Source organism: Candidatus Binataceae bacterium (assembly GCA_036495685.1).
In the GTDB taxonomy this organism is placed as follows: Bacteria; Desulfobacterota; Binatia; order Binatales; family Binataceae; genus JAFAHS01.
The window spans coordinates 20,328-34,658 of the sequence record DASXMJ010000067.1; the positions used below are offsets into that span (position 1 = coordinate 20,328).

The window sequence follows — 14,331 nt, forward strand, 5'->3', positions numbered from 1 at the left end:
TCCGGAGTTGCCCAAGACATAACCTCGAGGTCACTGGAAAAGTTATGTCCTCGTATAAGGGTTCTCCGAACACCCGTTGCCTGACCGAACGTTCAGGACAGCTAATCTTATCAGGCCCGCAAGACCCGAGGAAAAGGCCCCTGCTTATCTCTGTGCTGGCCTCCGCTGCGAGAGCCGCAGCGTAGCCCGCGCAGAGCGGGGAGGGGGCGGGCGCGTGCGATTAGTTTGAGGCTGCGTGTTGTGCGGCGGCCGCTTTCAACGCCGGATGGTTCGCGGGCAACTGGCAGAGCCCATCGGAAGGTACTTGCAGCGCCCGATTGAAACGCGCACGAAAATTCTCGAGCGCGATAGTTGCGGTCAACTCGACGATCGCGGCTTCGCCGAAATAGCGGCGCAACTCTTCGAACACCTGATCGGGCACTTCAACCGGGCCGCGGCAGATCTCCTCCGTGTAACGTAACGCGGCTTTCTCCGCCGGAGAGAAGAGCTCGCTCGACTGGTAGTCAGCAACCGCCGCCAGTTTCTCGAAGCTCAATCCTGCCTCCCTGCCACCGGCAGAGTTGATATCCATTCAGAACGGACATCCGATGAGCTGGGCGGCGCGCAGGCACACGATTCGTTTGAGCGGGTTCGGAATGCCCTTGGAAAATTCGAGGCAGAGATTGGCGACCAGGAAGCCAAACGCCACCGGGGGCCGATGCGCCAGCACCGTATATGGCGTTAGCACCTTGCCGAATTGCCGCTTCATCGCGGCGTAGATCCATCGAATCGTCCAGTGCGCTTCGCGCTTTTCAAGGCCTCTGATCCTCATCGCGCAGACCTCCTACGCAGCGTGCACCGCGGCGCGCGCCGATTCCTGCGCCGGGCGCATCAGCACGAATACGAGGAGCCACAGCACGATCGTGGGAAGGTAGATTCCCACTATCTCGGTCGTAATGTGCTGAGATGACAGGAGACCTGCCGCGTGCGAGTAGATGTGCAGAATCGAGTGGATGGTGCTGGCCACGGCCGCGATCAGCACCGCGACTGCATGACGCTGCGGATGAAGCGCCGCCAGCACCAGCCCTGCCGCTATTCCCAGGTTGAAGGTCCCGCTGTCGGCGACCAGGTGCGCGTTGAAGGGCCCCGTTTCCGGAACTCCCGGAACGAGTCGGAAGAACCAGGTCGAGGGCAAGAAAAACATCTCGATCCCGTTGGCCAGGTAGAATGCTGCGAATAGCCAAAGCAGGATGGATATCCAGCGTGGGGTCTTGTTCATCGTGACCCTCCGTTGCGCGCCGCCGGCACGATGGTGGTGGGCCGTACGTGCGCGGGGACTATTATCGCCAAGGCCGTCGCCAAGCCGACCACCAGGCCGACCGCTGCTATCCGCAGCGCGCTGGCGACGCCCGCAATCCACAGGGCGAGCCCCAGCGGAATTGCGATTACCGCAACCTCGCTCAAGACCACGCCGATGCCGATAACGAAGCTGAGGGCGCGCATTTTGAAAGGCCAGGACATGGGCGTCTTCTTTTTACTCGCTGAGCTCCCCGCAGAGCGGGAACACCGATTCGACCGCAACCGGTCCTGCAACCCGCGCCTGGCAGGCAAGCCGCGTCCGTGAACTGATGGAGAGATGATAGCGCAGCGACAGTCGCTCCAGGGGACTCATGGGAGCCAGATTTTCGGCGCCTGCGGTTACCCTGACACGACAGGTCGCGCACAACGTTCGTGCCCCGCACAGATGCATCAGCCGGGTGCGGCTTTTCAATGCCGCCCCTAGCAGCGTGCCTCCGCGTCGTGCGACGATCTTCTTGCCATCGAATTCGATCGGCACCAGGTCCGGGCGCGAAGCCACATCACGCAATCGCGCCGCGAAGCGCTCGCGCAATCCGGCACTGGGTGCTTGCGCCATTACGTCCGCGCTGCTGCGTAGCCGGACGGCGATTGCCATTTCATCTGCTGGCCGGTTCATGGTCGTTCTTGCAATTTCCTTCTAAGCGCGTCCCGTGCGCGCTTGAGTTTCGACTCGACCGCGTGTTCGGTTGCCGCCACGACAGTCGCGATTTCGGCGGTAGTCGCTTCTTCCACGTATTTGAGGTGCAGTAACTCGCGATACTGCGGCTTCAGCGCGGCCAGCGCACGGTACAAAGTTGCGTCGCGCGAAAACGGATCGTCTGCGGCGGAACCCGCGGGCTCGAGCGTCGAAACAATTCGCGCGCGGCGCGCGCTGGTGCGCAGGAACGACATGGTCTTCCGATGCGCGATCGCGCAAGCGAAGGTGAACAGCGCCGCGTCGCCGCGAAAGAAAGGCAGAGCTTCGGCCAGGGCGAGAAAGGTTTCCTGCAGCAGATCGTCGGCATCCGGGGGCGAGGAAAACCCGCCCAGCGCTCGCGAGATGAAGCGATGGATTCGTGGCGCGTAGCGGTCGTAGAATTCGCCCGCCGCGTCGCGATCACCGCGGCGCAGACGCGCCAGTAAGAGCGTTTCGTCGACCGGCGATGGCCGGGATTCATCCACAGCCAGCCACGCACATGCCGGCGCATTCGCCATTAGATCGACGTTGCTGCCCTCCCGTCGCGATTCTCGATCTTTAGTCGCCATGAGGGTCCGAGATCCGTCGCCTGGCCGATAAAGAGCCGGATAAAACCCCAAAACACCCTAAAGACAGCCGATTCTAGCCTGGGGGTCCATTTGGCGCCCGGGCCGGCTGGCTGATTCTGATGCAGGTCCCGCTCGCCAGAAAAGCGAAGGCCGAGTAAGCAATGGCTCACTCGGCCCTATGGCTCAATATCGGCAGCGTGTCAGATCGCCAGCCGGTACAGCTCCGAGACGTTGTCATGCAGGATATAATTCTTTTCCTGCTCGCTCAGGTTCGCGGTGTGCTTCCTCAGCAGGTCCTGCGACCACGGCCAGGTCGAGTCGCTATGCGGGAAGTCGTTCGCCCACATCAGGCGGCGGACATTGCACATATCTTTCATTTTGAATGCGACCCAGTCGTCCTGGAAGGTGGTGTACACGTTCTCGTAAAAGTACTCGCTCGGCATCTTGCTCAGGGTTCCCGCCGGCAGCCAGTAGCGATGCCGGTCGTAGGCATGATCCATTCGATACATGTAATGAGGTACCCATCCGGCGTCGGCTTCCACGCACACCACTTTGAGTTTCGGATGGCGCTCGAACACTCCGCCGAGTACGAACGTACCAATAATGTCCTGGCAGCCACGGATAATCGCAAGGAAGTTGTTCAGGCGCGGTCCGCGCGAGCGGAAGTTGTCGTCGCGGCTGGTGAGAATATGGAAGCTTAGCGGCAATTCGAGATCGATCGCGGCCTGGTAAAAATCATCGTAGATGGGGCTGTCGTAATCTTCGACCTGCGGATTGCCGGACATCATCACGCCTTTGAGCCCCAACTCCTTGATCTTGCGCAGGTCTTCGATTCCCTCCTGCGGCGAGCGCATCGCGGTCTGGCCACACCCGATGAGCCGGGTCGGATTGTCCGCGCAATATTCAGCGATCCAGAGATTGTAAGCGTCAAAGCAGGCTTTCTTGTAGTCGTAGTCCTTGTGATTGCAGAGCAGCATCCCGACCGTGGGGTAGATAATCTCTGCGGCCACGCCATCGCGATCCTGGTCGGCGATGCGTGCCTTGGGGTCCCACCCACCCCGGTGCATGTCCTCGAATTTAACGCCGCCCATCGCCAGTTCCTTGGCGCTTTTACCTGCGGCCGCTGTGAGCCCGAGCATCAATGGGCGCTCGAAATCCTTGATGATGAATACGTCACCCATTTTCTCGTCGCGAACCATGCGCGGCGCGGAGTCTTTGTACTTGTGGTCGATACGATCCACGTACGTGCCGGCCGGCTCGGTAATGTGCGAATCTGCGGAAATAATCGGCTTTTGCATTGCTTGCTCCTCGTATGGTTCCGCGTGCGGAATCCTCGGGAATTTTCGCTCTATTTGCTTAATCTTTATAACGAAACGCGGCGGGGCTTTACAACGTATGGTCTTGCAGCGAAGAGCCCCCGGTCCCAGAAAATGCGCGGGCTCGGCAGCTCCACCTGAGCTGTTGCGCCACTTCCTTAGGGACGAGCGGTTCTGCGGAGACTACTGAAGGTTCCGGTTGCGATGAGGGGCGGTCGCTAGCGGTGCCGCAGAGCGCCCAAGCGCGCACCTTCTCAGTTTGTATGTATAGCGCGACGTCCTCCTTTTTCGTGTTCTGCAAGCCACGAATAAAGCTCTGACCTCAAGGTTCCGCCCTGAACCCGATTTGGCATTCTTTGGCGGGCATGGCGCCATTACTCGCGGCATGGCAAACTTGGGGGTCTTATCATGACCGAGCCCGTTCATAGCCTGTTCGACCGCACCGCCGAAACCTACGATCGCGCGCGGCGACGGCTGATTCCGTGCTTCGACGAGCTCTATCGCGCGACCGTCGATGCGCTGCCGTTTGAACGTGATGATCTCATCGAGGTGCTTGATCTCGGTGCGGGCACCGGCCTGTTGTCGGCGTTCGTGGCGTTTTCCTTTTCCCGGGCGCGGATCACGATGGTGGATGCGGCGGAGCAAATGTTGGTACAGGCGCGCGAACGGTTCGCGCTCGGTGGCGATCGCTTCCGGTTTGAAGTCGCCGACTATAGCCAGGGCCGCATCACCAGCCGCTATGATGCAATCCTGTCGGCGCTTTCGCTGAATCATCTACCCGACGAAAAAAAACGCATGCTCTTCGAGCAGTCCTACGCGGGCCTGCGTGACGGCGGAATTTTTGTCAACGCCGATCGCGTGCTCGGCGAGACGCCTGAGCTCGAAACGCGGCTCCATACATCATGGATGAGGCGCACGCGCGAACTCGGCGTTGGCGAGCGCGACCTGAGGCAGGCGCTGGAACGGATGGAATTCGACTCCGCCGCCACGGTTTCGGATCAGCTCGAATGGCTGCGCGCCTGCGGTTTCCGCGAAATCGGGCTCCAATATAGGAACCTGATCTTCGCGGTCTACTCCGGAATGAAGTAGCCGCGACTTATACAGTCCGGACTAGTTCGGGTGATCTCTTTCGACGTTTTCCGCCCAGCGTCGGAGGTCTGATTCCTAAACCCGCCACGCGGGCACCGCTCACGCCAGAGGTCCATCCCAGCCGCTGCTTGGCTGCCGGAGACACAATCGTCAGCGCCGCAACATGCCCGACGCGTGGTGCGCAGCAAGCAGATACTCCGGCTGCGGATTCAGCTCGTACTCGCGCAGGCAAACTTCCGTGAACTTGATAGCATGCTCATCGCCAGACTCGATCGCACGCGCTACCAAATCCTCACGATCGTAACTCGGCGATGCGAAGCAATTTTTCGGCACGACCGTAAGCCCATAAACCGTGAACAGCGCGGCCGCAGCCTGCCACCCATAACGTAGCGCAACCGCGGCGTCTTGGGCTGACAGGTAAGGAAGCATCGGCCGCAGCGCGGACGGGCCCGTGACCGAGTGGACGAAGACGATAGTGCTTAAGACGCTCTTGGCGTTGGCCAGGTACGCGCGCGCAAAGGTGGCAGTCAGGTCCGACAGGAATGCGCTGCCATCGCCCGAGCTGTCGACCAGATCGAGGATGTTGGCGAAGGGCGTAAACGCGTCGAGCTGCGCAAGCGCCTGACTGATCAGCGCGAAATTCCCGCGCTGCTCCAGCGGCAGGACCTGGAGCGTGGAAATCATCTTCGACGGCAAGCCCCCGGTTCTGGACGATTGCACGGCGGCGCGCCCCGGAAGCACGTGAAAGGTGGCGGCCCAATAACCCAGCCCCTCCGCCAACTCGCGGCGTCGCTGCGCCGTATCTGCATGCGCCAGACCGCGCGCGGCGTGTCCAACCCGTATCGGCCCGTGGGTAGCCGCCGCAATGAGGCCGCCGGCCAGTCGCGGAACCCAGGTTGTCAGGACCTCCCGCCACGGCTGGTCTCGCATTTCGTTTTGGAAAAACGCCATCCAGTCCGCCACTAAAGACTCGCGCCCGAGCAGATCGCGCCAGGCTTGCGCGCCAATTCGTCCGGTGGGAAGGGATCGCGGCTCGAGGCCCTTGCGATATTTATCAACCCACGGGATCACCGCATCCGCACGGCCGAGTGCGCACAACGCTTCCACCGCCATCGGGCCGTGATTGGTAAGCCCGCCGCGGTACTCGGGCCCGTAAGGTTCCAGGATTTCCAGCGCCTCATCGAGCGCCGAGTAGTCGACCGGAGCCATCAACTTCCTCCTAGGCGCTAACCAGTGATGCTTCGCTGGTTGAGTTCTTCCGCAGAGGAAATGGTGCGGATCTCGAGCAGATGGTTGGCCAGGTCGCGGAAATACACCTTACGGCCGTGTCCCAGATCATCCACTTTCATGTCGGTCAGCGACCAGGGCTGGCTGCCGTAAACGAGTCCCGCCTCCTTGACCCGCCCAAAAATCGCGTCGAACTCTGCATCGCTGACGCGAAAGGCATAGTGATGGACCCCAAAACCCTTCCAGCGATCGTCGAAGTCCATGGTCAACGTTTCGTTGACCCGCACCGGAGCAAACGGTCCGATGGGTCCGTCGTAGTTCAGTCCGAAGAGGTTGGCGAAAAATTTTGCCGAAGCAACTTTGTCGTGAGCGGGAACGATCGTGTGATCCAATACGATGCTCATAAATCACCTCGCAGCGAAAAGAATTTCTGCGTCTTTTTCTATTCCTCGAACAGGCGCTCGCCGCGGAACAGCCGCTGCGCGATTTTAAACGTCTGACCCTGTGCACGCGGAGTCGGGGAGTGCGCCGCCAGGTAGCGCGCGGTCGCGATTAGCACGTTGGTGCCTGCTTCGCCCCTCCCCAGGTACGCATATTGCCGAATTGCCGCTTCGAAACTTTGAATGGAATGGAAGTCACGATCCTCGCGCAGCAGCGCGCGGCCGAGAGCGGCGATCAACGCGCGATCCTCATCCCCCGCGGCGAAATGTTCCGCCACCAGGGTGGCCACCTGGTTTACCTGCTGCTGATGGTCGAGCAGCCCGAGAAGCGCCGCGAGCGCTTCGGGTGCCGGACGCGACCCACCATTGGGATGAGGAATCTGCGCGGAGGGGATATTTAAGAATCGGTTGCGGTACACGCTCATCGCCGCGTCGAAGGCGCCGCGCAGGAGTTCAACCGAGGGTGCGCGACGCAGCGCCTGGTGCACCGCGCTGGCAAAGGTGAAGCTGTGGTGCGCGACGTCCCAATCGCCAAATTCGTTGCTGGTATGGAAGCGCGCCACGCGCATGGCGGCGGCGTACGCTACCGCGCCGCCCAGTTCATCGGGCGTGCATCCCTCACCAAGCGCTGCCAGCATCGCCTCCACAATCGCTTCCGGGTCGTCGCCCAGGATTAGGCTTACCAGCGCGCCCGCTCCGATCCACGGACGTTTCCCGTTTCGTCCGGCTTCGAGCGCCGCGGAAATCTTCTCGAAGGTCTGCTCCAGGATCGCAATCAGGTCCACCGGATGACGCCACGAATTCGATTCCTCCATTCGCTCGCCACCCGCGTATCCGCGGGCGAGGGTGGCGAGCACGGCCTCGGCGCGCTCCCAGCCGGCGTGATCGAGCGCCTCGAAGGCCTTGTTGGTGAAGTCGAACAGATGCCCGATATCGACGTAGCGATGGTCGGTGACGGCCGCGAACATCATTTGTGCCAGTTCGCGTGGTGAAGCGCCTGCGTGCACCGCGCTGGTGATACAACGCTCCGCGCCTTCTGCGTCGCGGACCTCCACGAACTGGCGAAACCATCTGTGCAGCTTGTCCAACTCGCCGCCCACCGGACCTGGCAGCGAACGGACCGTGAAATGCGGCGGTTCGCCCGCGCAATCCTCGGCGGCGCTCGCAAGACCGTGGTAGAGCGCGCGCGTGCGGTCCCCCGGGTCGAGCCACGGCAAAAGATTCATCATGCAGGTGAGGGTAGTAAGTCCCGAACCCCATCCCGCGCGTCGATAACGCACGCCGAAATCGAGTCCGGCGCGAAACGGCACGATCGGGTCTGCCTCGCCGCGCTCCAGAATTGCGATTACAGATTTGGCAATGACCAGCGGAATGTTGCGCTCCAGTCCGTCCCCAAGGCGCTGCTTGTGTTGCTCGACGGGATCGCCGTGTTCCGCGAGGTCCACCAGGATGATCCCGGCGTCGATCCGCACCGGGAATGCGCGGAGATCGTCGGCCCACTGGTCAAAGGTTCCCCCGCTGGCCAGGTCGAAACGCGCGTGATGCCAGTGGCAGGTGAGGATGCAGTCCTTCACACTGCCGCGATCAAGCGGGAACCCCATGTGAGGGCATCGATTGTCTACTGCGAAGATTCGGCCACCGGTGTTAAAGAGCGCGATGACGTGGCCTTCCAGGGTGACCACGCGGCTCTTGCCTTCGGGAAGGTGCTCGATGTTAAGGGCGCGAACGAAGCGGGCTGAATCGCGATGCTCTTTCATGGCACCCAGCCTCCTGTCGGAGCGGATAGTTTGTAAAGTACAATCTTTCATAATTAAGTCAAGAGAGACCTTGATTAATATTTGGGCTCGGCTAGCATGGTGCTTATGGCCTCGAATCCGACCGGCACCGATGTGCGCACCGGCGAGCGCATCCTCTACCTGTTGAAGACCAAGGGTCCCCAGGCAGCCAGCGCACTAGCGCAGCGCTTGCACCTCACGGCGATGGCGGTTCGGCAGCATCTGTATCGCTTCCGCGAGGAGGGCCTCGTGAAGTTCAGTAACGAGCGCCGCCCGGTGGGGCGCCCCGCGCAGATCTGGCGGCTCACCGAGCGGGCGGCAACGCGCTTTCCCGAGAGTCACGCGGAACTGACGCTGGAAATGATCAGCGCGATTCGCGTCGCGTTCGGCGAAGAAGGTTTGGACAAGCTGCTCAAAGAACGTACTCGCCGCCAGCTGCGCGACTACAGCGAGAAAATCAGAAGCGCTGGAAGCGGACTGCTCGAGCGCGTGCGAGCGCTGTCCGAAATTCGGAGCGCGCAGGGCTACATGTCGGAATGCATGGCGCGCCCCGACGGAACTATTCTACTCGCCGAGAATCACTGCCCCATCTGCATAGCAGCCGAGTCGTGCCAGGGGCTGTGTCGAGAAGAGCTATCTCTGTTCCGCGAAGTGCTGGGCAAAAAAACCAGTGTCGAGCGCACCGACCACATCCTCGCCGGTGCACGCCGCTGCGCGTATGTCATTTGTCCCGCGCGGGGCACCGCATTCAACCACTCAGGCATAAGGACTCCCGGTCAGGACTAAAGCTGGGCACGACTTCGGGCACCGGCGGATCCCCGCGCGAGTCACAAGGCCTTTTTCTCGCTGGGCATGCAGGACTCCGCGGGATGGCTTTCCGCCCCGCTGCCAACTTGCCAACCGGGGCGGGTTTCCTAGGGCGCCTCGGTACTGAACGCTACCTTCAAATCATCGCTCTGAAACGGATACACGTGCACCATCCATCCGAAGATCTGCGGATGGAAATTGCCCCCCACCGCTTCGCAATCCGCCGCGCTCGAAATCGTTCCGACAAACCCGAAACGTGGATCCGCCATGTAGCCGAAACGCATCCGCGCGCCTGAACTTGCACTGAATCCCATCGGATTGGTGGGAATCGAGGCTCTGACGTGGCCCCGGATGTCGCCATTCATGACGTCCTGCTCGGTCACGCCCGCCGGCAGACATATGTTGGTGTGCGCGTGCCAGTGAGTGAGACTTAGCGGAATGATCGCGTCGAGCTGGTCGAGGGTATAGTTGGCCGGCGCCGAGTACATCGCGCCTACCAACTTGTAGCCGCCGAGGGTCTTCCGCTCGAAGAGGAGCGCGCCCGGCCGCTCGATATTTACGTCACCGAGGTACTCGTCTGCGCTCAATGCGCGGTTGGCGAAGTGGTAGACGTCCTGCGGGACCGTCGGCATGTATGGAATGTAACCTGCCGCCACTGCGGCCTCGGAGTCCTGGTACCTGGCCAGCACCCGCCGCATCGTGGCGATAATCTCTTCGCCCCGCTGCGCATCGGCTGGGGTTTGGGGGCGTGTCGGAGTCATGGTCATGTGGTCGCCGATCATCATGTGCTTGCCCATTGCGCCCATCGCACCGCTATTCGAGGATTGACCCGATTCCGCCGACATGTCCATTCCGTTCATGTCGTGGGCGCCGACCATGGTGGCAACTGTCAGTAGCACGGCGCAGGTAGTTACCAGCGATGCAGCTTTCAAATTCGGGTTCATTGCGCTTTCTCCTGCAATGGGTAACAAGCCCAATCATCCTACCAGACCGTGTACGTCAAAAGCATACAAATAGCGAGTGCTCTCCTCCTTGCGATCCGCCGGTTCTTCGCGGTGCTTTCAGAGCGCCCGCATGCACCAAGCCCGACTGGACGGCTGGGCTCTCTGCGCCGTACGCAACGCTTTTGTGTCCATGGCGCTGAAATCTGCCTTGAACCCGAGCGACGTCGTCGCGCACCAGCATCCCGTGCCACGGCGCTGATTTGCGTCGGTGAGGACGTCGCCCGCCCTCTCCAACTGAGTGCAGCCGTTTGAGCGAAGCGGGCGCGGGAACGGTGCGCCTTGCAGGCGATGCTGAATGCTCGGTTTGTAGCATCGCGTGGTTCTCCGCTAGTTTGGGCCCCGTCAAGACACCGAAACGCGCACGGAGACACGCCATGGATCGCAATCTGAAACTGCAAATCTACCGCAATATGATCCTGAGCCGGCGCCTGGAAGAACGGATCGCCGAGCTCATCAAGGCCGGACAGGTCGGTGGGTTCATGCATCCGGGCGTCGGCCAGGAGACCCTCCAGTGTGCCGCCATCGCGGCCCTGCGGCGCGACGACTATATGCTCTATGCGCACCGCGGCGTGGCCTACTGGGTCGCGCGTGGCATCCCGCTTGAAAAGGTCCTCTGCGATCTTGCCGGCCGTGAGGGCGGAACCAATCGCGGCAAGGGCGGCGTTATGCGCGTGGTCTATCCCGAACTTGGAGTGTTAGGCGAAAGCGGCACCCTCGGTGGATGCTTTCCCATCGCTAGCGGGGCCGGTCTCTCGATCAAAGTGAAAGGTGGTGACCAGGCGGTCCTGTGCTTCTTCGGCGACGGCACCTCCAATCGCGGCACCTTCCACGAAAGCATGAACTTCTGCGCGGTGCGCAAGCTGCCCGTGGTATTTCTGTGCGAAAACAATGGCTGGGCGGTGTCGATGCCGACCGAACGCTCGACCGCCGTGAAGGACATTGCGGACCGCGCGAAGGGTTATGCGGTCCCGGGAAAGGTCGTGGATGGTAACGATCCGGAGCAGGTCTTCGCTACGGTCAGTGAGGCGCTGCAGCGCGCCCGCACCGGAGCGGGCCCGTCCTTGGTTGAGGCCAAGACTTACCGTCTCTGGGGCCACTGGATTGGGGACCCGGAGAGTTATCGCTCGCGCGAGGAAGTCGAAAAGCAATGGCGGCGCGATCCCATTCCGATCTACGAAGCCAAGCTGGCCCAGGAAGGCGTCCTCAACGACTCGCTACGCTCGGAGGCCGATGCCGACGCCCGCACCAAAATCGATCGCGCGATCGAGTTCATGCAGAAGCAGCCGTTTCCGAAGCCCGAGTCGGCGCTCGAAGACGTGTTTGCCTGAGCCGACAACCCGGCGGGGTTTTTTTGGGCCTCGGCGTCACACCCTGGAGAGAAAGGCGATGCGAACGATTACGTACGCGCAAGGAATCAAGGAAGCGTTGGTCGAGGAGATGCGCCGCGACCCCACCGTCATTCTGTACGGCGAGGATGTCGCCAACTTCGGCGGAATTTTCCGCATCACCTCGGGACTCAAGGAGGAGTTCGGCGAGGAACGCGTCTTCGATACGCCGATTTCCGAGAATGCGTTCGTCGGTGCCGGAGTCGGGGCTGCGCTCACCGGGCTCAGGCCGGTCGTCGAACTTCAATTCGCCGATTTTTTGTTCACCGCCGGAGACGAGATCGTGCTGAAAGCGGGGATGTGGCGCTACGCTCACGGCGGAGCCTATCGAGTACCGCTGGTGGTGCGATGCCCCTCGGGCGCGGCGGGGGTCGGTCCGGAGCACGGTCAGTGTCCGGAGGCATTCTTCATGCACGCGCCGGGGTTGAAAATCGTCTCTCCTTCCAACCCCGCCGATGCCAAGGGTCTGCTCAAAGCCGCCATCCGCGACGACAACCCGGTGCTCTACTTCGAACATAAGCTGTTGTACGCCGCGAAAGGCGAAGTGCCCGAAGATGCCGACTATCTCGTTCCCCTGGGGAAAGCCGCGGTGGTGCGGCCAGGCGATGCGCTCACGCTGGTCGCGATCTCCGCGATGGTTCCCAAGGCGCTCGCGGCCGCCGATCGGTTGGCCAAGGAGGGCCACCATATTGAAGTCATCGACCCGCGTTCCCTGTGTCCGTTCGATCGGCCTGCGATTGTCGAGTCGGTAAAGAAAACCGGCAAGATCGTAGTCGCCGAGGAAAGCTATCGAACGCTGGGCGTCGGAGCTGAGATCGGCGCGCTCCTGATGGAGGAAGCGCTTGAATATCTCGACCGGCCGCTGCGCCGCGTGGCAATTCCGGACGTTCCGGTTCCGACTGCGGCGGTCCTCGAGAAATTTGTGATTCCGAGCGAAGAAAAGATTTACCAGACGTGCCGGGAACTACTTTCGTGATTCAGCTGAGCCTCACATCGGGCGCGCCAAAGTCTCACCCCTCGGCGGGCCCATCGGCGCAGCGGACTAAGGGCCCCCCCTGGCTAGAGATGTTGCGGGCTTTTTCGTAGAACTCGAAATTTACCATGCCAGTCGTTATCCAGATGCCCAAGCTCGGTCACGCCATGACCGAGGGGACCGTCCTGCAATGGCACAAAGGCGCCGGAGAAACGGTCACCCGGGGCGACCTGGTCCTCACAGTCGAGACCGACAAAGCTGAAGTAGAGGTTGAAGCTCCGGCTTCGGGCGTGCTCGCGCGCCTAACCGCCGCGCAGGGCGAAGTGGTGCAGGTCGGCGGCGAGCTGGCGGTGATCGCGATTAATGGTGAGTCGATCCCCGCGGCGACCGCCTCGACCCCCGCGGCGCCGGCTCCCACCGTCGCCGCGCCGCAGGTGACGGCCGCCCCCGCCCCGGCGCGCTCGAGCAGGGTAGCCGCGTCGCCCCGCGCAAAGCGAATTGCAGCGGAAGCCGGAGTTGACCTCGGCAGAATTTCCGGCAGCGGTCCCGATGGAATGATCACCGAGGACGACGTGCGTCGTGCGGCCGCCGCGTCCATCGCCGGGCCGCAAGCATCCGTCGCGCTCATGCCCGCGCGTCGCGAAAAGCTCACCCGCATCCAGGCGGTCGGCGCGAAGAATCTGACCCAGAGCTGGCAGCAGGTTCCCCACTTTGTGCAGATGGTGCGGGTCGACATGTCGCGGACCCTCGAAAAACGCCGCGCTATGAGCGCCGGCGGTGCAAAAACCACGATCACCGATCTCATTCTCGCCGCAGTCGTGCAGGCGCTGCGTGAAAATCCCCGCATCAACGCCAGCTACCGTGATGGCGAGATGCTAATCTACGACCGCATCAACCTCGGTATCGCCGTCGATACGCCGAGCGGTCTCGTCGTTCCCGTCATCCGCGACGCGCAAACACTCGACCTCGGAGCCATCAGCACCCGCGCCGCCGAGCTCGCCGCCAAGGCGCGCGAGAAGAAACTGTTGCCGCAAGACCTGGAAGAATGCACATTCACGGTTTCCAATCTGGGCGCCTACGGCGTCGAGAACGGGACGCCGGTCATCTTTGCGCCGCAGTCCGCGCTGATGTTTGTCGGTGCGATCCGCGACGAAGTCATCGCGATAGATGGAAAGCCCGAAGTCCGTCCCGCGATGCAGATCGCGATCGCGTACGACCATCGCGGAATCGATGGCGCGAGTGCGGCGCGCTTTACCACCCGGGTCAAACAGCTACTCGAGGACGGCGCGCAAGCGGCCAGCGGCGAAGAAACAACCAAGCCTGCTCCCTTTCGCAAGCACGAGGTGACGTTGTCGGCGCGCGGCGACAACCTCAAGGTCGAGGTTAACTACGGCCCGATGCGTTGGTCACTCGATGGCGACGACGTTGCGGGGCCCGATCCAGTGTCCGCTTTTCTTGGCGCCCTCGGCGGATGCCTGCTCATGTCGCTGCGGGTCGCCGCCCGTGTACGCAAGGTTTCCTTGGGGCGCGCCTCGGTTCACGTGCAGGCCAACGAAAAGGGGCACGTAAAGGAAATTCAAGTGCAACTTGAGGTTGAGAGCACCCTCGATGACAAGCAGCTGCATCACCTGGTCGAGGTCGCCGAGCGCGGCTGCCACGTCCGCGCGCTCATCAAGCCCGAGATCGATCTCCAGCTGACGGTCCGCCGGTACGGCGCCGTCTGAAGCACGGA

General features: G+C 61.9%; 16 protein-coding genes. 5 read left to right on the forward strand and 11 right to left on the reverse strand.

From position 1 onward, the window contains the following. Nucleotides 1-220: 220 nt before the first annotated feature. The 7 genes from VGI36_07530 to VGI36_07560 form a co-directional block, all read right to left on the reverse strand. Complete coding sequence (locus tag VGI36_07530; GenBank protein ID HEY2484984.1) at nucleotides 221-571, reverse strand: hypothetical protein; 351 nt, start codon at nucleotides 569-571, stop codon at nucleotides 221-223. After that, nucleotides 572-811 carry a hypothetical protein gene (locus VGI36_07535; protein HEY2484985.1) on the reverse strand — a complete coding sequence of 80 codons (240 nt, stop codon included), beginning with the start codon at nucleotides 809-811 and terminating at the stop codon, nucleotides 572-574. Between the two features lie 12 nt (nucleotides 812-823). Then, a complete protein-coding gene (locus VGI36_07540) occupies nucleotides 824-1,258 on the reverse strand; it encodes a hypothetical protein (GenBank protein HEY2484986.1) in 435 nt (144 codons plus the stop codon). Further along, nucleotides 1,255-1,500 carry a hypothetical protein gene (locus tag VGI36_07545; protein HEY2484987.1) on the reverse strand — a complete coding sequence of 82 codons (246 nt, stop codon included), beginning with the start codon at nucleotides 1,498-1,500 and terminating at the stop codon, nucleotides 1,255-1,257. The genes VGI36_07540 and VGI36_07545 overlap by 4 nt, the downstream gene beginning before the upstream one ends. A 13-nt stretch (nucleotides 1,501-1,513) precedes the next feature. Next, a complete protein-coding gene (locus VGI36_07550; protein HEY2484988.1) occupies nucleotides 1,514-1,954 on the reverse strand; it encodes a 2Fe-2S iron-sulfur cluster-binding protein in 441 nt (146 codons plus the stop codon). Beyond that, a complete protein-coding gene (locus VGI36_07555; GenBank protein HEY2484989.1) occupies nucleotides 1,951-2,583 on the reverse strand; it encodes an RNA polymerase sigma factor in 633 nt (210 codons plus the stop codon). The genes VGI36_07550 and VGI36_07555 overlap by 4 nt, the downstream gene beginning before the upstream one ends. 200 nt (nucleotides 2,584-2,783) lie before the next feature. Continuing rightward, nucleotides 2,784-3,881 (reverse strand): amidohydrolase family protein, encoded by a 1,098-nt coding sequence (locus tag VGI36_07560; protein HEY2484990.1) that lies wholly within the window; start codon nucleotides 3,879-3,881, stop codon nucleotides 2,784-2,786. 426 nt (nucleotides 3,882-4,307) lie between these two features. On the opposite strand from VGI36_07560, the gene VGI36_07565 reads away from it, so the two are divergent. Beyond that, nucleotides 4,308-4,988, forward strand: coding sequence for a methyltransferase domain-containing protein (locus VGI36_07565; GenBank protein HEY2484991.1), 681 nt, complete (start codon nucleotides 4,308-4,310; stop codon nucleotides 4,986-4,988). A 150-nt stretch (nucleotides 4,989-5,138) separates the two neighbouring features. Here the strand turns inward: VGI36_07565 and VGI36_07570 are convergent, their stop codons facing one another. The 3 genes from VGI36_07570 to VGI36_07580 are packed head-to-tail and all read right to left on the reverse strand — an operon-like array spanning nucleotide 5,139 to nucleotide 8,412. After that, complete coding sequence (locus VGI36_07570) at nucleotides 5,139-6,197, reverse strand: questin oxidase family protein (protein HEY2484992.1); 1,059 nt, start codon at nucleotides 6,195-6,197, stop codon at nucleotides 5,139-5,141. A gap of 17 nt (nucleotides 6,198-6,214) precedes the next feature. Further along, a complete protein-coding gene (locus VGI36_07575) occupies nucleotides 6,215-6,619 on the reverse strand; it encodes a VOC family protein (GenBank protein HEY2484993.1) in 405 nt (134 codons plus the stop codon). Between the two features lie 38 nt (nucleotides 6,620-6,657). Continuing rightward, nucleotides 6,658-8,412, reverse strand: a complete 1,755-nt coding sequence (locus VGI36_07580) for a Rieske (2Fe-2S) protein (protein HEY2484994.1) — start codon at nucleotides 8,410-8,412, stop codon at nucleotides 6,658-6,660. A 105-nt stretch (nucleotides 8,413-8,517) separates the two neighbouring features. On the opposite strand from VGI36_07580, the gene VGI36_07585 reads away from it, so the two are divergent. After that, nucleotides 8,518-9,216, forward strand: a complete 699-nt coding sequence (locus VGI36_07585) for a metalloregulator ArsR/SmtB family transcription factor (GenBank protein HEY2484995.1) — start codon at nucleotides 8,518-8,520, stop codon at nucleotides 9,214-9,216. Between the two features lie 128 nt (nucleotides 9,217-9,344). Here the strand turns inward: VGI36_07585 and VGI36_07590 are convergent, their stop codons facing one another. Beyond that, nucleotides 9,345-10,181, reverse strand: a complete 837-nt coding sequence (locus tag VGI36_07590) for a hypothetical protein (protein HEY2484996.1) — start codon at nucleotides 10,179-10,181, stop codon at nucleotides 9,345-9,347. A gap of 434 nt (nucleotides 10,182-10,615) precedes the next feature. Between VGI36_07590 and VGI36_07595 the strand changes: the two genes are divergently transcribed. The 3 genes from VGI36_07595 (at nucleotide 10,616) to VGI36_07605 (ending at nucleotide 14,323) form a co-directional block, all read left to right on the forward strand. Beyond that, nucleotides 10,616-11,569, forward strand: coding sequence for a thiamine pyrophosphate-dependent dehydrogenase E1 component subunit alpha (locus tag VGI36_07595; GenBank protein HEY2484997.1), 954 nt, complete (start codon nucleotides 10,616-10,618; stop codon nucleotides 11,567-11,569). A gap of 58 nt (nucleotides 11,570-11,627) precedes the next feature. After that, nucleotides 11,628-12,602 carry an alpha-ketoacid dehydrogenase subunit beta gene (locus tag VGI36_07600; GenBank protein ID HEY2484998.1) on the forward strand — a complete coding sequence of 325 codons (975 nt, stop codon included), beginning with the start codon at nucleotides 11,628-11,630 and terminating at the stop codon, nucleotides 12,600-12,602. Nucleotides 12,603-12,727: 125 nt separating this feature from the next. Further along, complete coding sequence (locus tag VGI36_07605; GenBank protein ID HEY2484999.1) at nucleotides 12,728-14,323, forward strand: 2-oxo acid dehydrogenase subunit E2; 1,596 nt, start codon at nucleotides 12,728-12,730, stop codon at nucleotides 14,321-14,323. Nucleotides 14,324-14,331 lie beyond the last annotated feature (8 nt).